This is a genomic window from Allobosea sp. RIT-PG3_2 (genome assembly GCF_057321085.1).
In genome coordinates, this window is record NZ_JBXWCA010000009.1 from 96480 (window position 1) to 117565 (window position 21086).

Consider the following 21086-nt stretch of genomic DNA (forward strand, 5'->3'; position numbering starts at 1 on the left):
AAGCGTCACCACTGGTATTTGAGCGTTCCGAGCACTGTTCGGCCCTGGCCGAGATAGCAGGTGCCGGCATTGCAGATCTCGGCCTGCTTGTTGGTCAGGTTGGTGGCGTTGACGGCGACACTGACGCCGGCAAGCCGCGGGCTGAGCTTGCCGAGGTCGTAGCGCAGGGCCGCGTCGAGCAGCGTATAGGCGTCGTTGCGGACGGTGTTGGTGTTGTTGCCCCAGGTCTCCCCGACATAGCGTACGCCGACGCCGCCCCCGAAGCCGGCCAGCGCGCCGGACTGCACGGTATAGTTCAGCCAAAGCGAGGCGGCATGGCGTGGCGTCACCGCTGGATCCTTGCCGATTTCGGCCAAGGTGTTGGAGCGGGTAATCTCGGCGTCGGAGAAGGTGTAGGAGGCGATGGCCTCGAGTTCATCGGTCAGCCGTGCCCGGCCCTCGACCTCGATGCCGCGGGTGCGGATCCGGCCGATCGCCTCGTAGTAGAACAGCCCGGTCGCGGCGTTGTAGCCGGCGTATTTCGCGGCGTTCTTCTCGACGAGCTGATAGGCCGAAAGCGTCAGTGACAGGCGCCCATCCGCCGGCTGGTACTTGATGCCGGCCTCGATCTGCTCGCCCTCCGCCGGCTCGAGCACCACGCCGTTGCGGTCGAGATTGCTGGTCGGCTGGAAGGAGGTCGCGTAGCTGACATAGGGCGCAAGCCCGTTGTCGAAGAGATAGAGCAGGCCGGCACTGTAGGTGAAGGCGTCGTCCTTGCGCTTGCCGGTGACGCGGTCGTTCATGAGATTGGTCTGGGTCCGCTCGGTCCAGTCCTGCCTGCCGCTCAGCGACAGGCGCCAGTTGCCGAACTTGATCTGGTCCTGCGCATAGAGGCCGAGCTGGTCGAGATTGGTGCCGGTCCGCGTGCTGATCGGCGGCGTCGCGCCGCGCAGCCCGTAATTGGGGTTGAGCACGTCCAGTGCGAAGGCCGGGTTCGCCACGCTCGTGCCGAAGCGCGAGTTCATGGTGGCGTAGTCGAGCCCGAGCAGCAGCGTGTGCTTCAGCGGGCCGGTGTCGAAATCGGCCTGGGCCTGGTTGTCGACCTGGAAGGTGTTGAGACGCTCGCTGACCGAGGCCGCGCCGCGCCGGTAGATGTTCGAGGTCGCGTTGGCGAAGCCGCCGCCGGTGACGCCGCCGGTGAGATAACGACCCTCGAGATCGGCGACGCCGAAGCGCAGGTTCTGGCGGAAGGTCAGGATGTCGTTGAAGCGATGCGCGAACTTGTAGCCGACCTGGAATTGCTTCTGTTTCTGGTAGTCGTAGTTCGGATCGCTGGCGCGCAGCTTGGTGGTGTGGCCGTTGCGGTTGATCATCGCGACATTGGCGTCGGTCTCGTCTTTCTGGGCGAGGCCGTAGACGGTCAGCGAGGTGCGGTCCGTCGGCTGCCAGGTGAAGGAGGGCGCGATCAGGGCGCGCTTGTCGTCGATGTCGTAATTGGTCTGGCCGGTCCGACCCAACCCGACGATGCGGTAGAGGAAGGTCTTTTCAGGATCGACGGGGCCGCCGATGTCGAAAGCTCCCTGCAGGCGCCCATAGGTGCCGATCTGGGCCGTGACCTCGCGATGCGCCTGCGCGGTCGGCAGCTTCGACTGGCGGTCGATCAGGCCGCCGGCCGTGCCCTGTCCGTAGAGCACGGAGGCCGGCCCCTTGATGATGTCGATGCGGTCGAGGGTGTAGGGCTCGCTCTGGAAGGTGGCGTAGCTGCCGGCAATCTGGCGCAGCCCGTCGCGGTAGTCGCCGAGCGTCGTGGTCGCGAAGCCGCGGATATAGATCTGGTCGAAGCGTGGATCGTAGCCGAAGGCGCCGGTGGTCACGCCCGCGGTGTAGCGCACCGCTTCCGGCACGCTCTGCACGCCGCGGTCGTCGAGCTCCTTGCGCGTCACCACCGAGATCGACCGCGGCGTTTCGATCAGCGGCGTGTTGGTCTTGGTGCCGGTGCTGCTGCGCGTCGCGACATAGCCGACCGTGCCGTCGCCGTTGCCCTCGACCACGATCGCATCGAGCGAGATGGCGCCGTCCGGTGCGGCCGTGTAGGCCTCATCGCCCGGGCGCAGGATGGCGACGGTCGAAGCGTTGGTGAAGCGGTAGCTCAGCCGGGTTCCCGACAGCAGGCGGGCAAGGGCCTGTTCCGGCGCCATATTGCCGCTGACCCCGTTGGTCGTGATATTGCGGACGGCCTCGCTGGAGACCAGCAGGCGCAGCCGCGACGTTTCCGCCCAGTCGGTCAGGGCCGTGCCGAGCGGGCCAGGCGGTATCGCGAAGGCCAGGACCGCGCCGCGGCTGGTCGCGGCGGCCGGATCGCTTTGCCCGAGGGCAGGGCCGGCGAGCGACAGCAACAGCAGCGCCGTCGTCCCCAACAGCCGATTGCCGCGGTGATTGCGCCCATCTTTTCTCGCCCCGCCGGTGCTCCCGGTCTTGTCCGTCCTGAACCTCATCGCCGTCGTTGTCCCCTGCCCGAAACGTCATTGCCGAAGGCGCGCAAAGCGCGGCCTCTTTCAGCAAGACGATGCAGGTCGGGGATTCGACAGCGCCTATGTTGCGATGCGGCAAATTTTTAGCGGCGAGGTTGGAACGGCTCCAGGGAACGGCCGGAATCACGCCTGATCACGGTCAGCCACGGTAGCTTGTGAACCTGGACCGGCAGAGCCGCCGCCACCGCGTCAAGCAAGGCGTCGGTGTCTCCGGTCTCGAAGATGCCGGTAACGGGCAGGTTTTTCAGGGCATCGTCCGCGACGATTATCCGGCCGCGGCGATAGCGCTCCAGCTCGGCGACGACCGACCCGAGCGGCCGGCTCTCGAACAGGAACAGGCCGCGCCGCCAGGCGGTCCGGCTGCGGAGTTCGGCCGGCTGCGGTTGCCCGAGCCCGGTTCCCTGCGCATAGCTGACCTGGTTGCCGGCCTGGACCTCGACGCTCGGCCCGGTGGCTTCATTCGGAAAGGCGACGCGCACCGCATGCTCGGTGACCACGACGTCGACCGTGTCGCTTTCCTTGTCCACGGAGAACGCCGTGCCGAGCGCTCGGATCGTGCCGCCGCCGGACGCGACCTCGAAGGGACGGTTACGATCCGGCGAGACGGCGACGAAGATCCGCCCGGTGTGCAGCAGGATGCGCCGTCGCCTGTCGGTGAAGTCAATGTCGAGGCTGGTGGCTGAATCGAGTTCGAGCCGCGATCCGTCCGGCAAGGAAAGGCTGCGGCGCTCGCCGACCGCGGTGCGCTCATCGGGGAAATAGTTATCGGGTGTACCGAACAGGCCGGTGGCGAAACCCGCGATGCCGATCGTCAGCAGCATGATCGACAGCCATGCTGCTCGCCTCAGTTTGGAGGCAGGGCGCCGTGCCAAGGCGCGGCCGAGCCCCTCCCAGAGCTGCTCCGCTCGTTCTGTCGCCTGCCTCTGCCCGATATTGGCGGCTTTCCAGCTCTGGTAGTCGGCCCAATCCTGCTCGGTTTCGGTGCCGGAATGCAGATGCACCAGCCATTCCAGCGCCCGCTCCGTCAACGGGTCGAGCGCGGTCTCCTCGGCTTCGATCGGTGGGCTGGTTTCGGATTTCGATGTCATTGCGTCGTCGCGTGGAGCCATGCTCTCGCATATGAAGACGACGATGTCGCTCGCAACGATACCGGAATCGAAGCCGGCGATCGAAAATTTTTCCTGTGCGACGGATCGGTGGAGGCGAAACCGCTATCGTCCGCGCGTCAGGCGCGTGCCTGCGCCAACTGCACCAGGCAATGGCGCAGGCCCGACATGATGTATTTCGAGACCATGCTGGCCGAGACGCCCAATCGGGCCGCGATCTCGGCATGGCTCAGGCCTTCGACCCGGTTGAGCAGCAGCGCCGCCCGGCAATTGCCGGGCAAGGCGTCGAGCGCGCGCTTGACGATCAGGAAATCCTGCCGGGACTCCAGGCGGCGCTCGGGCGTCGGGTACGGGTCGACCAGATGTGCCGCCACGTCGTCGAGCGAGGCATGGGCGCCGCGCCGGCGGTTCCGCCGCGCCAGGTCGATCGCCAGGTTGCCGACGATGCGCCAGAGGAAGAAGCGGGGGCTGGTCGGAGCCTGCCTGTCCTTGCCCTCGAAATCGGCCGCGAGATAGCGCAGGAACGCCTCCTGCACGATGTCGGCCGCAGCTTCGCGATCACCCAGCTTGCGATAGGCGAAACGGTTGAGCTCGCGATGATAGAGCCGGAAGACGGCATCGAGATCGGTCGCAGCAGTGCTGTCGGCTGGTCCGAGACTTGGCGTTGCGACGAATGTCATAGCGGCCCGCATACGTCTCAAGACGGACGCCGGTCCGCCGGATATCGGGAGCTCGGCAAGCAGCCATCAACGCTTGGGAGCCAGAATGCCAAAGCTCGTAGCACGCGGAAAATTCCTGTGCAAACACAATGATTTATAGATATTCAAAAGTGAGAGTGGCCTCAGGCTTGTGAGCTATTGAGATGGCCCGAGCGTCGTAGATCCTGCCCGCATCTTCCATCTCCGCCGGCGTATGCCGGAAGAATTCGAGACAAGCGAGAACCTCGGGACGCGGCTGATCCTCCCGCCGGCCGTTCAGGACCGGCAGGAGGGATTGCTTCGGATCCTGCCGCCGCTCGATCGGAGTGCCGACCAGCGAGGCAGGAGCGCGAATACGGAACGCGCCATCATTCGAGCTTGCGTTCCGTCGGCTGTGAAGATCGCGCCTGTCCTGCCGGGTTCCTGGGCAGCCCGGCTAACGGCGAAAACCCCCGCCATGGAAGCCACCGCCGCGGAAGCCTCCCCCGCCGCCGAAACCTCCGCCCCCATGGAAACCACCACCGCCGAAACCGCCGCCGCCATGGAAACCGCCACCGCCGAAGCCACCTCCTCCGCGGAAGCCTTCCATCCGCTCTCCGCTGAAGCGTGCGGCCTGTTCGCGGTCGAAGTTGCGGAAATCCCCCCCGCCCGCATTGGCCCAGCGTCCGTTCTCATGCTGCTGCCAGCTCTGCGGGCCGCGCCGCATGACCTCCCCGTTGCGCCCGGCATAGAGGTCGTTCGCGCGCGGGTGGTTCTGGCGGATGTTGTTGGCGGCGTTGCGGGCGCGGTCATCGCCCGCGCGGTTCTCCAACCGGTTGCCGGTCCGGTTCTCCAGCCTGTCGCCCGCGCGATTCTCGAGGCGATCGCCAACCCTGTTGTCGATCCGGTTTCCGATCCCGGCATCGACGCGGTTGCCGATGCGGTTGTCGATGTGCGTGCGAACCGTGTTGTTGCCCCAGCGGTTGTAGATGTTCGCATTGTTGAAGTTGTTGATCACGACGTTGCCGCCGCCGTGCCAGTCCCATCCGCCCCAGCCCCAGGCGCCGCCGCTCCAGGCCGCGCCTGTGATGGCGCCGATCGCGAAGCCGGTGGCGGCTCCCCAGGCGAAAGCTGCGCCGTAACCATAGGTCAGAGGCGCCGGGTACCAGTAATCCCCCACCCAGGCGGGATAATAATACCCGGTGCCGTAGACCACGACGCCGCCCGGGGCGGCGACCGTGCCGTAATAGCCCGGCGTGTAGCCGACATAGATCGTATCCGCGGTGGCGCGATAGACCTTGGCGTAGGTGACGTAGTGCAAGGGGGATTCCGGCGGGATGGTGTAGATCGCCGGCGGCACCTCGGCGGCGGGCCGCCACGGGCCGGTCAAGCTCGCGGCGGAAAACCAGACGCCGTTCTCGATCGCGTAATAGGCGCTGGCGACCTTGATAACCGGAACCGAGGCATTGACGACATATTCGAGGCTCGTGCCGGGGATCGGCTTCAGCTGCGGCTTGCCGTCATATTGCACCGTCGGCTTGGCCTTGCGGCGGTCGACGGTGGCCGTCTGCGGAATCTGGTTGTCGATCAGCGATTCCTGCGCCTGCGCCGTCCCGCTGACCGAGGCGAGCACGTCACCCTTGGGGTGGCTCTCCGGGATCTTGGCGAAATCGGCCGGCAGCTTGTCGCTCGCCACGAAATTCCAGGGGCCCTTCTCCAGCGACGGAGAGCGGAACCAGCGACCTGAAATCAGGACGTAATGATCCTGGTTGCCGACATCGACGATGATCTGGCTAGCCGTGTTCTTGACGTAGAGCAGCTGCGTATCGGGGATCGGCGCATATTCGGGCTGGCCGGTCGCCTGAATCAGTTCGGCGGGCTCGAGGCTGACGTCCAGCTTTGGCAAGCTGCCGCTCGCAATGGCATCCGCGATCTCGGGCGGGGCCTCGTCCATCAGGTTGGCGCGAGGGCCGGCAGCCTTCAGAGCGGCGGCCAGGGTTGCCGGCGGGCTTGCCGCAACGGCCCAGCTTCCATCGGGCGCCTTGGCCGACCACCACTTCCTGAGCGCACGCAGGTAGTAAGTGGCGCTGCCCTCATCGAAGAGCATCAAGGCCGGGGTATTGATGATGCGCAGCAGCTTGCTGCCTGTGACCTGGCGCAGTTGCGGCTTGCCGTCGACCAGGACGAGCATTGCGGGCGTTTCGCTGAAGATGATCTTCGGCGGGTCGTTCCTGACGGGCAGGGCCTTGGTCGCCGTCTCGGCCTCGGCGACCTGCAGGCTCGCCTGCAGCCGCGACAACGAAATTGTGCGCAATCCGCCGCCCGCATGCTGCCGCAGCGCGGCGGCATAGGCATCGGCATTGGCCGGATCGGAAGGAAAACTCGCCTTCACGACCTCGATATTGTCGAGCGTCACGAGGTCGTTCTCACGATCGATCGCCGTATGTGCCTTGAGCCAGACGACGCCGAGCGTCTGCGCGTCGGTGCCGGGCTTGTCGACCGCGACGGCGGCACGGGCCTCCAGCATATCGTCCTGCCAGCGCTCGATCTGCGGCTGATAGACGGTGATGCTGCGCGTTGCATCGTCGATGACGCGGGGCCAGGCGATCCCGGCCTGTGCCGCGCCGGCAGTCTGTGAGGCCGCGGGCTGCCCGGCCTGGGCCAGAACCGGCGTTGCCGGCGGCACGAGCATGCACGTGATCGACAGAAGAGCGACCGTGTTCCGGAGATGCAACCTGAAAGCGTTCCGCATCCGCGTTCTCCTTTAGCCATTAGTCCTTGGGTCGAGCGAACGCTGTCAGCGGTCGCAGCGGTGATAGCTGGTTTCCACCTCCGGGAACTCGGGATCGAAGCGCACAAAGGTGCCGTCGTCCTTGAAGCGGAGCGAGACCTTCATGGTGTCGAAGATGATCTTGTCCGCGCAGCTGAGGAGTGCGGTCGTCACGTCGCCATTCTGCTTGGCGGACACCACCCGGCAGGTGGCATTCGCGCCATCAATGCGGTTCCCGCGCACGATAAAGGCACTCCAGCCTTCAGCCGAACGCTTGAGCGCGAGCTTGCCCTTGCGCTTGACGAAGGCCTCGTCGCAGCTCGCTGCGCTCGTCGCCCAGGCTCCCTCCAGCCGATCGATTGCTTGCGCCGCACTGCTCAGCAACGGCAGGGCCATAAGGAGAGCTCCCAGGCCGGCCAGTCTTTTGCCTCTCTGCATCTGTCATCTCCCACGTGTCCAAAAACGGAAAACAGCGGCGGGCCGGGCGGAGGGGCAAGTCGGCACCACGCCGTTGGAAACACTGCCGCGTCGCAGCCATCATCATCCTTGCCGAAGTCGCCGGTCACGGATGCGCTCCGACGCGGGGCACTACGTCCAAATCGAAAAATACTGTTCGTTCTGATCGATGCCCTATGGAGGATGCGGGCAAGTCTATTGTCGCCTTCGGCGTGTTTTGAGATCAAGGTGTACAGCAACATTGGTGTCAATCGCGGGGAGCAGAGCATGGTTGCCCTGTCGTTGAGAAAGGCCTGTCGCGCCATTCCATCCTTTGGCGGAAGATCCAAAACAGCCCGAGCCCTGGAAGCGATCAGAGATTGAAACCAAGTGCCGCCAGCAAGCGGGTCCGGTGCTCGAGCCAGATGCGCATGATTGCCAAGCCGGGCACCAGGGACCTATGGGCCCCGGCCTCGTGTTCGGCGGGATTGTGCATCTTGATCTGCTTTGGAACGTTTGCCGGAGAGGCACGGGCCGCCAGCAGACCTCCGATGCTGCTGCGAAGCTGCAAGATCGAAGCTCCCGACCTCGCCCCGGTCTTTCCGAAGCCTCCGGCCGTCTCTCTCAAAGCCGCGGATGCGCAGGCTGCGGATGATGACGACGACGAGGAAGACGACGCGGAGGAGGAGGACGAGGAGGATCGCCCGCCCTCCGGCTTCGTCTCGCCCGGCCTGGGCAGTTGCATCGCCATCTCCGGCACGGTGAATGCGGGGCTGCAACGCGATGACTATCGGGCGAATGCCTCGGCGCGCGCGACAGGGCTGGTGCCGCAGAACGCGACGAGCTTTCCATTGAGCACGACGTTCCGGATCGAGAGCGGCCAGTCGCTCGCGAACGGCCAGTATCTGGCGGCCGCTTTCGAATTCTCGTTCGACACGAACAGCGAAGGTGGCAACGACATCACCATCGGTGAGGCGAGCGTCACGCTGGGAGCGTTCAGCGCCGGGCTGGCAAGCTCGCGCTTCGATTTCTGGGCCGGCGACGAATTCGCCTTCATCGCGCGAATTCCCAGCCGCACCGTCGCGCTCATCGGTTACGAGCGGCCGCTCACGGACACGATCAGTCTCTCCTTGTCCGCCGAGGATGTCGCCGCCGACCAGCGCATTCCGCAGGCGAGCGCGGGGCGCCGTGTGCCCGATGGCGTGGCTCGTCTCGTCTATGAGGGCGATGAGCTGACAGTGCACGGTGCCGTGGCCTTGCGCGAGGTTCCGCGCATTGGTGCTGCGAGCCTCTCCGGCCGCGCTGCGATCATCGGCGCGACCTGGGAAGGCGATTTGCTGGACAAGTCATTCACGCTCTCCGGCCAGATCGCCGGAGCGGTCAACGCGGCGCCCTATATCGGCTCTCAGCTCGACCGGCGCACGGCCCTTCCATTCCTGTCGGGGGATCAGACCTCGCGCGGCTGGTCCGGCGTCGTCTCGCTCGGCTGGGAGTGGACCGATGAATGGTCGAGCAATGCCTATATCAGCCGGTACATGCTGACATTGCCGCGTGTCGGCGATGCAACCGGCCAGGTGCGGATCGACCGGCTGGCGGCCAACGTCATCTGGAAACCGGTGAAAGGCCTGCGCCTCGGCCTCGAGGGGTCGGTTGCCTGGCAACGGATAGACATCACAGGGCTGGCGCTCGCCGCAGGGCTTTCCGGCAGGCAAAGCTCGGCGCAGCTCTTCATCGAACGGGTTTTCTGATCCGCTGGCTGCAATCCGCTGGAATCAGTCCGGGCAAGCCAAGCCCGGGCTGCGGGCAAGCACTTCTGCGGTCCCGGCCGTCGATCGAGGCGCGACCTGGCCACGCAGCGGGATTTGCGCTGCTCTCGTCCCGGGAATCCCGTTCAGCGCGTCTGCTGCGCGGCGAAGGCCAGGCTTTCGGCCAGCAGTTCTTCGGCACTCGCCTGCGCGGCCGCCTCGACATAGACGCGCAGTTCGGGCGCGTTGCCCGAGGCGCGGAAGTGCACTGTCGAGCCGTCCGCGAGCGTCAGGCGCAAGCCGTCGCGCCGATCGCGCGCGGCGACGCCGCCGCGCATCCCGAAGGCGGCATCACGGAAGCCGGAATCCTCCGCATCCAGCCTGGCGATCAGGGCCGCAGTCTTGTCCTGCGGAACCTCCTGAAGCCTGTTCGACAGGGCCACCGCGAAATTCGCTTCGGCGGCGATAGCGCTCAGTTTCTTGCCTGATGACCTGACCGTGGCGAGCGTCGCGAGGATGGGCAGCATCGCGTCGCGCGTCGGCAGGGCGGCCAGCAACCGGCCGTTGCGTCTGATGTCGGAGCCGAGCAGCACGCCACCATTGGCCTCGAAACCGACCACGGCCCGTGCGCCGTCAACCTTCGCCTCTTCCATGCCGGCGATGACATAGGGGGAACCCACGCGGGTCCGCAGCACCTTTTCGAACAGGCCGGGCCGGTCGAGGGCGGAATTCGAGGTGACCGGAGTCACGATTGCGTCTGCGTCCAGGAATTTCGCAGTGAGCGCCCCGACGAGATCGCCACGCAGAAAGCGGCCGGCCTCATCGGCGACGAGCGGCCGGTCGGCGTCTCCGTCGGTCGAGACGATCGCGTCGAGCCGGTTTTGCAGGGCCCATTGCCGCGCCAGCTCCTCATCCTCCGGCCGCAGCGCCTCGGTGTCGACGGGAATGAAGCGATCGCTGCGGCCGAGCGCGACGGGTGCCGCGCCGAGCGCGGTGAGCACATCGCAGATCACGTCGCGCCCGACCGAGGAATGCTGATAGACGCCGACACTCAGGCCGGCGAGGGCATCGCTGCCGAAGAAGCTGACATAGCGCGCGCGGTAGTCGGCGATGGCCTCGCTCCGCGCGGGCTCGATCGAGACATCGGGAGCGGCTGTCAGAGCAAGCTTGGCATGCCAGGCCAGGATGCGCGCCTCGTCGGTCTTGTCGATCTCGCCTTGTGCCCGATAGAATTTCAGCCCGTTGCGGTCGTCGGGAATGTGGCTGCCAGTCACCATGATGGCGGGCGCGCCGCGCTTCATCGCGGCCAGAGCCAGAGCCGGCGTCGGCAAGGCGCCGCAATCGACTGGAACGAGGCCGCCATCGGCAACCGCCTGCGCGCATTGGGCGGCGATGAGAGGGCTCGACGAGCGCAGATCCTGCCCGATCAGCACCTCGCCGGCGGGACCTGCCGCATCATCGTCGCGCAGCATGGCGCAGAAGGCGCGGACATGGCTGTAAGCCGGCAGTCCGACCAGTTCGCTGACGAGGCCGCGCAGGCCGGAAGTGCCGAATTTCAGGGAAGACATGCGTACCTCGTCCCGGTGACCGTCTCTCACTGGATGTGATGGTCGATCTGTTAAAAAGGGCCTTTCAATCGGGGTCCCATGACGCGCCGCAGCTTGACGACGCCTTCGAGCTCGCCGCCGCTGAGCTGCATTTCATTGCCCTCGAACAAACCTATATACCGGCGAGAGCCGATATCGAACACGACCATTCGGCCGGCGAGATTGCGAAAGGTCAGCGCGTCGCGCTGAAACGGTTTTGCCGGATCGGTGTTTGCCTGCATGCGATCCGTATCGATCAGCAGGACGTGCTGCCCATCGCGCCAGGTGCCGTGCATGAAAGCCAAGGCCGGCTCCGCCGCGACCTCGCCGGTTCCGGCAAGGAGCGCAAGCGCGACTGCTAGCTGACGCATGATCCCACCCCCGGTTCCGCTTAGCCGTTAAGTCTCGTGGAAGCTACAGTGTCCCGCGATTCGCAGGTGGGCGCAGCCGACGACCCCCGACTTGACGGCAATGCTTGCCACCATGCTGGCCGTCTCCTCAAATGGGCCTGTCGCCGCGAGGAATTCTGACACTGGGTAAACGTGCGTCACCTTGTGCATGAGTGAAGAAGCCACAAGCGTCGTCACTACGCCTTTTGACCGGCTTCCTCCTCCGGCCGGACCGTCAGCTGATCGTAATAACCATGAGCAAATCCTGTGCCGGCAGTACGGCATGGTTTGTGCTGGGCAATCTGCGGGCCTAATGCTTTGTCGACATTCCCCGTGCCGCTGGAGAAGCGTGAAATGCCGTCATCGCAGATCTGCCCCATCATCATCGCTGGAGGATCGGGCACGCGGCTCTGGCCCCTTTCGCGCGACACGATGCCCAAGCAGTTCATCTCGCTTCTCGATGACGGCCTCTCCACCTTCCAGGCCACATTGCTGCGCGTCCGCTCCGAGGGATTCTCGGCACCGATCGTCGTGACCAATCATGAGTTTCGCTTCGTGGCGGCGGAGCAGATGCAAGCCGTCGGCGTTCAAGGCGAGATCGTGCTGGAGCCCGAGAGGCGGGATTCGGCCGCTGCGGTCGCGGTGGGTGCACTGCTCGCGCAGCGCCGCGATCCCGACGCATTGGCGCTCGTGCTCGCGGCCGATCACGTCGTCGTCGATGCCGAGGGCTTCCGTGCCGATTGCGCCGTGGCGGGACAATTGTCCGCGACGGGGCTGATCATGACGTTGGGTATCGTGCCGACGTCGCCGTCCACCGCCTATGGCTATATCGAGCCGGCCGATCCGTTGCCGGCTTCCAATGCATGGCGGCTCAAGCGCTTCGTCGAGAAGCCCGATGCCGCGAAGGCGCGCGAATATGTGGAAGCCGGGCTGCTCTGGAACAGCGGCAACTTCGTCTTCCCTGCGGCGCTGATGCTCGAAGAGCTCGCCCGTTTCGCGCCGGAGGTGATCGAGGGCGCGCGGGCCGCCGTCGATGCGGCGCAGCGCGACCTTGATTTCCTGCGCTTGGATGCGGCCGCCTTCGGCACCGTCCGCAAGATCTCGATCGACTACGCGGTCATGGAAAAGACGGCGAATGCCGGTGTTCTGGCCGCCCGGTTCGACTGGTCCGACATTGGCAGTTGGGATGCCCTGCACGATGTGATGGTCAAGGACGAGCGGGGCAACATCGCGCAAGGGCCGGTCGTGGCGATGGAAACCGAAGGATCGCTGCTGCGCAGCGACGACATGCTGCTCACCACGATCGGGCTGAAGGATATGGTGGTGATCGCCACGCGCGATGCGGTGCTGGTCGCCGACAAGGCGCAGGCGGGCAAGGTCAAGACGCTGGTCGAGCAGATGAAAAAGGACGGCATCCGCGAGGCGAGCGAGCATCTGCGGGGCTACCGCCCCTGGGGATGGTATCAGCGCATCGATATCGGCGATCGCTTCCAGGTGAAGCGCATCCGGGTGAAGCCCGGCGGCAAGCTCAGCCTCCAGAAGCATTTTCACCGTTCGGAGCACTGGGTGGTCGTGCGCGGCAGTGCCGAGGTGACGGTCGACAGCCAGGTGCGCATCGTTCACGAGAACGAATCGATCTATCTGCCGATCGGATGCGTCCACAGGCTCGCCAATCCCGGTCGCATCGATCTGGATCTCATCGAGGTGCAGGTCGGCAGCTATACCGGTGAGGACGATATCGTCCGGATCGAGGACATCTATGCACGTGGTTGAGCCGTCCTCCGCGGCGTCATGACGCAGGGGAATGCGCCGGTCGCGCGGACGTATTCCTCCTGAGCATGCCCCTTCGGAAACCACTTCATTTTGCAGTGCAAAATCCGGTGAATCGATCGTCAAACCGGCTTTTTCGGATACCTGCCGCAGCGACGCAGCATTTACCTTCAAAGAAATGCAGTCTCCGCCGTAGCGGAAGCCAAAACATCACATGGCGCGGATATTGCGAGGTTGGCGGGTAGTGTTAATGAAGTGTCTCAAATTTTAGCGAAGCTGAGCATCGTGCTTGGAATACGTATTTTACCGGCACATCGCGTGTGCCGGGATATTTCGAAGGCTGGGGCCGACTGATGTCTATCGAACCAATCGCCGCGGGCAGTTTGCGCCGCGTGCAGAGTAACTGGTTCCGATACGACCTCGCCGGTCATATCGTCCTGCTAGGCGATCTCGCCGCGATCATCGCGGGAAGCCTGTTCAGCGCCGTTGCCTATGAGGTCTACAAGGGCGAGGGCGCTGCCGGCCCGGTCGATACGTTTGCACTCGGGTCGCTGTTCGCCGTCCTTTTCGTCATGCTCGTCCAGCTCAGGGGGCTTTACCGGCCTATCGAGCTGCTCCGGCCGCTCCGGCAGTTATCCAACGTCATCGCCATCTGGCTCGTGGTGACCGCTTTTCTGACGTCCGTCGGCTTTGCGCTGAAGGCCGGCCAGATGATTTCGCGCGGCGCGAGCATATCGTTCATGGTCCTGGGACTTCTGCTCGTCTGCGGATTGCGCGTCTTCTGGCACGGTTTCATGAGGCGCGCGCTCGACAAGGGAAAGTTCGCGACGCGGCGAATTGCAATCATCGGCGATGAACGAGGCGTCGAGCATGCAAAGCTCGTCCAGAAGCTCGCACCTTACGGATTATCGATCGCAGCCCGCTTCAATCTGCCTTTCGGCTGCGGATCGGGCGATGCCGCTTTCTCCGCGGCCCTCGGCGATATCATCGCCAGGCTGAGAGGTTCACAGATCGAGGAGATCGTCGTTGCGCTCGATCGCGAGCGTTTCATGGTCGCGCACAGCCTCGTCGAGGAGCTGCGAATCCTCCCGCTCCCGATCAAGCTGATGCTGGACGTGAAGCTGAGCGACTTGCTGGCGCGCCCCGTGCAGCGCTGGGGCACTGATATCGTTGCGCTTGAAGTGCATCGGGCGCCGATGAGCGCGGCGGAGCGCTTCGCCAAGCGCGCGCTGGATATCAGCGTCGCCGGTACGACCTTGCTGCTGATCTCGCCCATGCTGGCTTTGACGGCTCTGATCATACATCTCGACAGCCCCGGCCCCGTCCTGTTCAGGCAGACCCGCAACGGCTTCAACAACCGCCCGTTCAAGATCCTGAAGTTCCGCAGCATGCGCGTCATGGAGGATGGGCAGGCCATTCGTCAGGCATCGCGTCGAGACGACAGGGTGACGAAGGTCGGCCGCTGGATACGCAAGCTGAGCATCGATGAATTGCCGCAGCTCTGGAATGTGCTGCGCGGCGAGATGTCGATCGTCGGCCCGCGCCCGCATGCGCTCGCCCACGACGAGCACTATGAGAAGCTGATCGGCGACTATCCTTATCGGCAGCATGTCAAGCCGGGATTGACGGGCTGGGCGCAGATCAACGGCAGCCGCGGCGAAACGCCGACGACCGAGAGCATGGCGGAACGCGTCAGGCTGGATCTGTGGTATGTCGAGAATGCGAGCATCTGGCTCGATATCCGCATCATCGCTCGCACATTCGCGACGTTGCTCAATGTGAAGCAGACCTACTGAGCTTTCGAGCAACATATGTCCGTGCGCCATCTGCTTTCTGTCCTGATTTGCGCTGCGGCCATTGCCGCGGCCAGCCAGGCGCGCGCCGATTGTTCCATCGCATCGTTCGAGAAGACGCGGACTCTCGTGGAGAGCTTCATGTTCGAGCAGGGTTCGCTGCTGCGGGATTATCCGCGCGGCGGCCCGGGCATGCGCTACCGGGTGAGCGTCATCGTCGCTTCCAGCAAGGCGGCGATGCCGCAGATCCTGCGGCTCGTCCGCACGGGCAATCTCGAGCAGCGTCAGGCAGCTGGCGGCGGCATGGCGCTCGCTGCAAGGCTCTGCGACAAAACCCAGCCCTTTGCCGCACGGCTGATCGAGAAGACGGCCAAGTCCTATGCCGACGTCGCCTTCCTTCGGGAATTCGACAAGTACTACAAGTCGCGGGAGGATTTTCAGGCCGAGCTGGATGACGCCGTTCGCTCTGCGAACTTGCGCCAGCAGATCAGCTCTTCGCCTGCGAAGGGTGGAGCGCCTGGGGCTCTGGGCCGCTCGATGCTGCTCCCCCTGAACGGCGAGCTGAAGCCGATCAAGCCGATCGCGCAGACGAAATAACGTCTCGCATGCCGGGAGCGCGTTTCATTTTCGCTCGACTGGCCTTGCCGATCGCCGTGCTTTGCGCCCTGCCGATCCAGCTCGCAAGCGCCGGGGATTTCACCGTCGTGGCTTTTGGAACGAGCCTGACCGCGAGAGACGGCTGGCCGGAGAGCCTTGGGCAGGTGCTCCGGAGGTGTCTGCAACAGCCGGTTTCGGTCGTCGTGGTGGCGCAGCCAGGCGCGACGTCCGACTGGGCGGTCGGCGCTGTCGGCCCCTCGTCGAGCGTGACGTCGAGAAACTGCCGGAGATGATCGGATACGGCGGAGTCGCGCTTGCTGGGATCGCTCGGGAGACGGGTATCGTCGACGTCGAGCTCGGTGATCGAGAGGCGCAGCCCCAGCGCCGCGACCTCCTTCAGGAAGGAGCGCCAGCTCGATTCGACGAAGCGGTTTCCGACCTTGAGATGCGCCTGAATGCCCAGGCCATGGATCGGGGCGCCTTCCTTCTTCAAGCCTTCTAGCAGCTTGAGGAGGCTCGTGCGGCGCGCGAGGATATCGGGCCAGTGATACTCGATGCCGAAGTCGTTGTAGAAAAGCTGCGCCGTTCCGTCCGCCGCGTGCGCTGCCCTGAAGCAATCGGCGGTGAAGCCCGGCCCGCCGGCGCGCAGGAGCACAGAATCGCGCAGGCCATCGGCCCGTCCGCTGCGGGGGTCGATGGCCTCGTTGACGACATCCCATTCCAGGATTCGGCCGCGATAGCGTGTCATCGCCGCTTCGAGATAGGCGAGCGCCGGTGCGAAGCGGCCGGAGGCAGTCATCTCCTCGGCTGCCCATTTGGGAACCGCATTGTGCCAGGCGGCCGTATGGCCACGCAGCGCCATGCCGTTGCCGGCGGCGAAATCGACGATCGCATCCGCCGGGCCGAAATCGAGATGCCCCTTGGTAGGCTGCACGAAGCGCCACTTCATCTCGTTCTCGGGCACGACGATCACGCATTCGCGCGCGATCAAGGCCTTCAGCGCGGCGTCATCGAGATGCTTGGCATTCACCATCGAGCCGAAGCGGATGCCCTTGCGCGCGGCGATCTGTGCGAGGCTGTCGCCCTCCGCCGCGGCGGCCTTGAGGGGGCTGGCGGCCGCCAGCAAGCCGGCGCAGGCAGCACGCCGCGTCAGCAATGGCCCAGCCGTAGTGGATCTCCCCGAGCCGGGGAGAGGAAATGAGACCATGACCTCGCCCCCGGATACAGGCCTCAGGCCGCGTCTTCATTGTCGATGGAGGTGGCTTCCAGCACGCCGCGCCCGATGTCGGCATAGACGAAACCCTTTTCGCGGACTTGTTCGCCGCGATAGATGTTTCGGAGATCGACCAGCACGGGGGTCTTCATCAGCGTCCTGACCCGATCGAGATCGAGCGCACGGAAAATATTCCATTCGGTGACGATGACCGTCGCGTCGGCGCCTTCGACGCATTCATAGGCGTTGCCGCAATAGGTGACGCCGCCCGGCAGGACGGCCTTGGCCGGCTCCATGCCTTCCGGATCGAAGGCGCGGATCGTCGCTCCGCCGTCCTGCAGCGCCGTGATGATGGAGATTGCGGGCGAGTCGCGCATGTCGTCGGTGTTCGGCTTGAAGGTCAGGCCGAGGACCGCGACCGTCTTGCCCCGCACCGAGCCGCCGCAGGCGGTGACGACCTTGCGGCCCATGGCGCGCTTGCGCTGGTCGTTCACGGCCGCCACCGCCTCGACGATGCGCGAGGGCGTGCCGTAGTCCTGCGCGGTCTTGATCAGAGCCAGCGTATCCTTCGGGAAGCAGGAGCCGCCATAGCCCGGCCCGGCATGGAGGAACTTGGAGCCGATCCGGTTGTCGAGGCCCATGCCGCGCGCCACGTCCTGGACGTTGGCGCCGACCTGTTCGCAGAGATCCGCCATCTCGTTGATGAAGGTGACCTTGGTCGCCAGGAAGGCGTTGGCGGCGTATTTCGTCAGCTCCGCGGTGCGGCGGCTGGTGTTCAGTATCGGCGCGCTGTTGAGGTAGAGCGGCCGGTAGATGTCGGCCATCACGGTGCGGGCGCGCTCGTCCTCGGTGCCGATGACGATGCGGTCGGGCCGCTTGAAATCCTCGATCGCCGCACCTTCGCGCAGGAATTCCGGATTGGACACCACCGCGAACTCGGCATCCGGCCGGAGCTCGCGCACGATTCGCTCGACCTCGTCGCCGGTGCCGACGGGCACGGTCGATTTGGTGACGATCACGGTATAGCTGCCGAGCGCCTGCGCGATCTCGCGGGAGGCCGCGTAGACATAGGACAGGTCGGCGAAGCCATCGCCGCGGCGAGAGGGGGTGCCGACCGCGATGAAAACCGCATCGGCGCTGCCGACCGGGCCGGCAAGGTCGGTCGTGAAGGACAGCCGTCCGGCGGCGGCATTGCTGCGAACGAGATCGGCGAGGCCGGGTTCGAAGATCGGGATATCACCGCTCTTCAACGCCGCGATCTTGCTTTCCTGCTTGTCGACGCAGACCACCTCGTGGCCGAAATCAGCGAAACAGGCTCCGGACACCAGTCCGACATAACCCGATCCGACCATCACGATCTTCATCGTCAACTCCAGAAGGAAACATCTTGCGACTGCGAATAATAGCCTGCCTTTGACGCAAGTGCGAGCATGAACCGTCTGTCGCGCGAGCGGGCGCAAATTTGCGCCCGGGCATGTCGCGCCGGTTGACGTTTCTTCGCACTTGCGCACGACATTGCCGGAGATGCTTGGCGATAGCGTGACGCAACGGCCCGTAGAGGCGCGAGACGGGAATTCGATGTGAAGACACCTGTATTCGTGTTCCGCCTGCGCAAGCGCTTCAGACGAGCGGGCGGCGCGCTGCCTTCCTTGTTTCTGACCGTCGGAGCCGTCGTTGCGTGCGCAGCCCTCATGCTGATTCCGACACGAGAGCCGAGCAGGCTCACCGATCCGCAAGCGGGCGCTGCCGTGGCGCCGGGGATGCCCGAATCCTTGGGATCGCCGCCCTTGCAGGAAAAGCTCGCGGCCCGCATGGAAGCCGCGGCCGTCGAGGTCACGCGGCGCAAGCACCCTGACGACCTGAGCGACCTGCCTATCATCGAGGTCGCCGCCCCATTGCGTTCGGTTGACGGCACGAGCTTCAGATTCAAGGAGGAGGTCATCCGCTTCGCGCGCATCGACGGTCCTCGTGCTGGCGATGTCTGCCTGGACGGGGAGACGCGCTGGTCCTGCGGATTGCAGGCTCGTGCCGCGCTGCACAATCTGGTCGCCGGGCGCAGCTTGTTCTGCCAACCCCGCCGCGCCCTCGCGGACGGAACCATCGCCGCCGATTGCCGTATCGAGGCGAGTGCCGGCGCGCCGGGAGGCGACATCGCGCATTTGCTGGTTCTGCAGGGCTGGGCGCGGCCATTGCCGGATGGCGAAGCAAGCTTCGCGGACGAGCTCAGAGAAGCCCAAGCCAAGCGCGCCGGCCTCTGGCGGGGTGGATGGACGCTGCGTGCGCCGTGAAGCGACGCGAATTTCGAGCGAAGGGCCGCCTTCGGTTGCGCCCGCCTGCCGCGCTCAGGCCTTTTTCGGCCGCGACTCTTCGGCCGCCGCCGTCTATAACGGCGGCCTTTTCCGCAGGCTTCCAACCCGAGACCTTTCATGACTGATTCAGTGAGCCCGCTCGCCGGAAAGCGGCTGGAACCCGCCATGCTCGTCGACGTCGGGGCTCTGACCAAAGCCTATTTCGACCAGCCGGATCCGTCGCAGCGCTCGCAGCAGGTCGCCTTCGGCACTTCGGGCCATCGCGGCTCGGCCTTTTCCAAATCCTTCAACGAGGCGCATATTCTCGCCATCGCCCAGGCGATCTGCCTTTATCGCCGTGAGCAGGGCATCGACGGGCCGCTCTTCCTGGGCATCGACACCCACGCGCTCTCGCGCAATGCGTTCGAGACGGTGCTGGAGGTCTTCGCGGCGAACGGCGTGACCACGATGATCGACCAGAAGCTCGGCTTCACGCCGACGCCGGTCATCTCGCACGCGATTCTGACCTATAATCGGGGCCGGACCTCGGCGAAGGCGGACGGCGTCGTCATCTCGCCTTCTCACAACCCCCCAGCCGATGGCGGGTTGAAGTACAATCCGCCCCATGGCGGCCCGGCCGACACCGACGCCACCGGCTGGATCGAGAAGAAGGCCAACGCCTTTCTCGCCGCCAAGCTCGCCGGTATCAGCCGCATTCCCTACGACAAGGCGCTGAAGAGCGCGCATGTCCGGCGGCACGACTATATCAGCGGCTATGTCGCAGATCTTGCAGATGTCGTCGACATGGAGGCGATTGCCAAGGCCGGCGTCTCGATCGGCATCGACCCGCTCGGCGGGGCGGGGCTGGACTACTACCAGCCGATCATCGACCGCTACGGGCTGAAGGCGACCATCGTCAACACGGAGGTCGATCCGACATTCGGCTTCATGACCGCCGATTGGGACGGCAAGATCCGGATGGACTGCTCGTCGCCCTACGCGATGGCGAGCCTGATCGGCATGCGCGACAAATTCGACGTCGCCTTCGCCAACGACACCGATGCCGACCGGCACGGCATCGTCACGCGCAGCAGCGGGCTGATGAACCCGAATCACTACCTTGCTGCCGCCAGCGCCTATCTCTTCGCCAACCGCCCCGATTGGCGGGCGGATGCCGCCATCGGCAAGACGGTGGTGTCGAGCGCGATCATCGACCGGGTCGCGGCGAAGCTGGGGCGCAGGCTGGTCGAGGTACCGGTTGGCTTCAAATGGTTCGTCGACGGGCTGATCTCGGGCGATTTCGGCTTTGCGGGCGAGGAGAGCGCGGGGGCCTCCTTCCTGCGCAAGGACGGCTCGGTCTGGACGACCGACAAGGACGGGCTGATCCTCGGCCTGCTCGCCGCCGAGATCACCGCGAAGACCGGCGATGATCCGGGTGTGCTCTACGACAAGCTGACCGGCGAGCTCGGCAAGCCCTGCTACGCACGGGTCGACGCGCCGGCGACGGCGAGCCAGAAGGCGGTGCTGAAAACCCTCTCGGCCAAACAGATCGCGACGAAGGAACTCGCAGGCCAGCCGATCACGGCGATCCTGAGCGAGGCGCCGGGCAACGGCGCGGCGATCGGCGGTCTCAAGGTCACGAGCCCAGACGGCTGGTTCGCGGCTCGGCCCTCCGGCACCGAGGAGGTCTATAAGATCTACGCGGAGAGCTTCCGCGACGAGGCCCATCTCGCCCGCATCCAGGACGAGGCGCGGCAGATCGTCGATGCGGCTTTCGCTGCGGCCTGATGGCCGCTTATCCTGCGATGGAAGCGATCTGTCTTGTCGTCGCCCGGAGTGTCGGCGGCGGCCGCGGATCATACTTCGGATTTCAGCGAAGCTGACCAATCCGGCGGAATGTATCAGGCCGTGGCACGCTCTTGCGCGCCATGGTCACTCCAATTTGTCGGGCTGCCGCCAGCGATACGCTCTGAGCGGAACAGGCGACGCCTCCTCAACAGTCGATGGCAGGCGCCCGGTCGGCGAGCTCAAGAAATATTGCAACGCAAAATAACCACGCGGTGGCTATCGCAGTTATCATTATTTCCTCCCATATTTTTTTTGGTTCTAAACCATAACTCAAAGCTCAATTCGATCAACACACCCAGGCTCCGGTTTATTCCGAAAAGTGTCCAAGCGATTTTGGACGAGTGTGTGGGCTGGCCGAA

At 65.0% G+C, this 21086-nt stretch carries 17 protein-coding genes; 7 read left to right on the plus strand and 10 right to left on the minus strand.

Annotation, left to right across the window (positions count from 1 at the left end; genetic code table 11):
- Positions 1-5: 5 nt before the first annotated feature.
- From AC2FAN_RS22060 to AC2FAN_RS22085, 6 genes are all read right to left on the minus strand, one after another.
- Entirely contained in the window at positions 6-2474 is a 2469-nt protein-coding gene (locus AC2FAN_RS22060) for a TonB-dependent siderophore receptor (protein WP_485176338.1), read from the minus strand.
- Between the two features lie 119 nt (positions 2475-2593).
- The gene (locus tag AC2FAN_RS22065; protein ID WP_485176339.1) at positions 2594-3598 is read right to left on the minus strand and encodes a FecR family protein; all 1005 of its coding nucleotides are present in this window, start codon (positions 3596-3598) and stop codon (positions 2594-2596) included.
- A 137-nt stretch (positions 3599-3735) separates the two neighbouring features.
- Positions 3736-4296 carry an RNA polymerase sigma factor gene (locus tag AC2FAN_RS22070; RefSeq protein ID WP_485176340.1) on the minus strand — a complete coding sequence of 187 codons (561 nt, stop codon included), beginning with the start codon at positions 4294-4296 and terminating at the stop codon, positions 3736-3738.
- Positions 4297-4750: 454 nt separating this feature from the next.
- Positions 4751-6985: a hypothetical protein gene (locus AC2FAN_RS22075; RefSeq protein WP_485176341.1), complete on the minus strand. Its 2235-nt coding sequence runs from the start codon at positions 6983-6985 to the stop codon at positions 4751-4753.
- A 105-nt stretch (positions 6986-7090) separates the two neighbouring features.
- Positions 7091-7459 (minus strand): hypothetical protein, encoded by a 369-nt coding sequence (locus AC2FAN_RS22080; RefSeq protein WP_265054499.1) that lies wholly within the window; start codon positions 7457-7459, stop codon positions 7091-7093.
- Positions 7460-7871: 412 nt separating this feature from the next.
- Positions 7872-8069 (minus strand): hypothetical protein, encoded by a 198-nt coding sequence (locus AC2FAN_RS22085; protein ID WP_485176342.1) that lies wholly within the window; start codon positions 8067-8069, stop codon positions 7872-7874.
- Between AC2FAN_RS22085 and AC2FAN_RS22090 the strand changes: the two genes are divergently transcribed.
- Positions 8050-9246 (plus strand): porin, encoded by a 1197-nt coding sequence (locus AC2FAN_RS22090; RefSeq protein ID WP_485176343.1) that lies wholly within the window; start codon positions 8050-8052, stop codon positions 9244-9246. The two genes, AC2FAN_RS22085 and AC2FAN_RS22090, sit on opposite strands and share 20 nt — an antisense overlap.
- 143 nt (positions 9247-9389) lie before the next feature.
- Here the strand turns inward: AC2FAN_RS22090 and AC2FAN_RS22095 are convergent, their stop codons facing one another.
- Entirely contained in the window at positions 9390-10811 is a 1422-nt protein-coding gene (locus AC2FAN_RS22095; protein ID WP_485176344.1) for a phosphomannomutase, read from the minus strand.
- Between the two features lie 38 nt (positions 10812-10849).
- Between AC2FAN_RS22095 and AC2FAN_RS22100 the strand changes: the two genes are divergently transcribed.
- Complete coding sequence (locus AC2FAN_RS22100; RefSeq protein ID WP_485176345.1) at positions 10850-11191, plus strand: hypothetical protein; 342 nt, start codon at positions 10850-10852, stop codon at positions 11189-11191.
- A gap of 224 nt (positions 11192-11415) precedes the next feature.
- Here AC2FAN_RS22100 and AC2FAN_RS22105 read toward each other — a convergent pair whose 3' ends face one another.
- On the minus strand, positions 11416-11658 hold the full coding sequence (locus AC2FAN_RS22105; RefSeq protein ID WP_485176431.1) for a hypothetical protein: 243 nt from the start codon (positions 11656-11658) through the stop codon (positions 11416-11418).
- Between AC2FAN_RS22105 and AC2FAN_RS22110 the strand changes: the two genes are divergently transcribed.
- The 3 genes from AC2FAN_RS22110 to AC2FAN_RS22120 all read left to right on the plus strand — a co-directional run bounded on the left by AC2FAN_RS22110 (position 11573) and on the right by AC2FAN_RS22120 (position 15378).
- Positions 11573-12991, plus strand: coding sequence for a mannose-1-phosphate guanylyltransferase/mannose-6-phosphate isomerase (locus tag AC2FAN_RS22110; RefSeq protein WP_476807351.1), 1419 nt, complete (start codon positions 11573-11575; stop codon positions 12989-12991). The two genes, AC2FAN_RS22105 and AC2FAN_RS22110, sit on opposite strands and share 86 nt — an antisense overlap.
- Positions 12992-13341: 350 nt before the next feature.
- Complete coding sequence (locus tag AC2FAN_RS22115) at positions 13342-14784, plus strand: undecaprenyl-phosphate glucose phosphotransferase (RefSeq protein ID WP_485176346.1); 1443 nt, start codon at positions 13342-13344, stop codon at positions 14782-14784.
- A 15-nt stretch (positions 14785-14799) separates the two neighbouring features.
- Positions 14800-15378, plus strand: coding sequence for a hypothetical protein (locus AC2FAN_RS22120; RefSeq protein WP_485176347.1), 579 nt, complete (start codon positions 14800-14802; stop codon positions 15376-15378).
- Here the strand turns inward: AC2FAN_RS22120 and AC2FAN_RS22125 are convergent.
- Together AC2FAN_RS22125 and AC2FAN_RS22130 are read right to left on the minus strand one after the other, a co-directional pair.
- Positions 15353-16534 (minus strand): endo-1,4-beta-xylanase, encoded by a 1182-nt coding sequence (locus AC2FAN_RS22125; RefSeq protein WP_485176348.1) that lies wholly within the window; start codon positions 16532-16534, stop codon positions 15353-15355. The genes AC2FAN_RS22120 and AC2FAN_RS22125 overlap by 26 nt on opposite strands.
- 74 nt (positions 16535-16608) lie before the next feature.
- Positions 16609-17955, minus strand: a complete 1347-nt coding sequence (locus AC2FAN_RS22130; RefSeq protein ID WP_265054491.1) for a UDP-glucose dehydrogenase family protein — start codon at positions 17953-17955, stop codon at positions 16609-16611.
- 216 nt (positions 17956-18171) lie between these two features.
- Between AC2FAN_RS22130 and AC2FAN_RS22135 the strand changes: the two genes are divergently transcribed.
- Both AC2FAN_RS22135 and pgm read left to right on the plus strand, forming a co-directional pair.
- Positions 18172-18879 (plus strand): thermonuclease family protein, encoded by a 708-nt coding sequence (locus AC2FAN_RS22135; protein ID WP_485176349.1) that lies wholly within the window; start codon positions 18172-18174, stop codon positions 18877-18879.
- Between the two features lie 138 nt (positions 18880-19017).
- The gene (gene pgm / locus AC2FAN_RS22140; RefSeq protein ID WP_485176350.1) at positions 19018-20667 is read left to right on the plus strand and encodes a phosphoglucomutase (alpha-D-glucose-1,6-bisphosphate-dependent); all 1650 of its coding nucleotides are present in this window, start codon (positions 19018-19020) and stop codon (positions 20665-20667) included.
- The last annotated feature ends 419 nt before the right edge of the window (positions 20668-21086 follow it).

Coding starts and splice junctions, on each gene's coding strand:
- AC2FAN_RS22065 (WP_485176339.1), bottom strand. CDS start 3,598: ATGACATCGAAATCCGAAACCAGCCCACCGATCGAAGCCGAGGAGACC.
- AC2FAN_RS22110 (WP_476807351.1), top strand. CDS start 11,573: ATGCCGTCATCGCAGATCTGCCCCATCATCATCGCTGGAGGATCGGGC.
- AC2FAN_RS22075 (WP_485176341.1), bottom strand. CDS start 6,985: ATGCTCGTGCCGCCGGCAACGCCGGTTCTGGCCCAGGCCGGGCAGCCC.
- pgm (WP_485176350.1), top strand. CDS start 19,018: ATGACTGATTCAGTGAGCCCGCTCGCCGGAAAGCGGCTGGAACCCGCC.
- AC2FAN_RS22070 (WP_485176340.1), bottom strand. CDS start 4,296: ATGACATTCGTCGCAACGCCAAGTCTCGGACCAGCCGACAGCACTGCT.
- AC2FAN_RS22090 (WP_485176343.1), top strand. CDS start 8,050: ATGCTGCTGCGAAGCTGCAAGATCGAAGCTCCCGACCTCGCCCCGGTC.
- AC2FAN_RS22130 (WP_265054491.1), bottom strand. CDS start 17,955: ATGAAGATCGTGATGGTCGGATCGGGTTATGTCGGACTGGTGTCCGGA.
- AC2FAN_RS22080 (WP_265054499.1), bottom strand. CDS start 7,459: ATGGCCCTGCCGTTGCTGAGCAGTGCGGCGCAAGCAATCGATCGGCTG.
- AC2FAN_RS22120 (WP_485176347.1), top strand. CDS start 14,800: ATGTCCGTGCGCCATCTGCTTTCTGTCCTGATTTGCGCTGCGGCCATT.
- AC2FAN_RS22095 (WP_485176344.1), bottom strand. CDS start 10,811: ATGTCTTCCCTGAAATTCGGCACTTCCGGCCTGCGCGGCCTCGTCAGC.
- AC2FAN_RS22060 (WP_485176338.1), bottom strand. CDS start 2,474: ATGAGGTTCAGGACGGACAAGACCGGGAGCACCGGCGGGGCGAGAAAA.
- AC2FAN_RS22100 (WP_485176345.1), top strand. CDS start 10,850: ATGGTCGATCTGTTAAAAAGGGCCTTTCAATCGGGGTCCCATGACGCG.
- AC2FAN_RS22115 (WP_485176346.1), top strand. CDS start 13,342: ATGTCTATCGAACCAATCGCCGCGGGCAGTTTGCGCCGCGTGCAGAGT.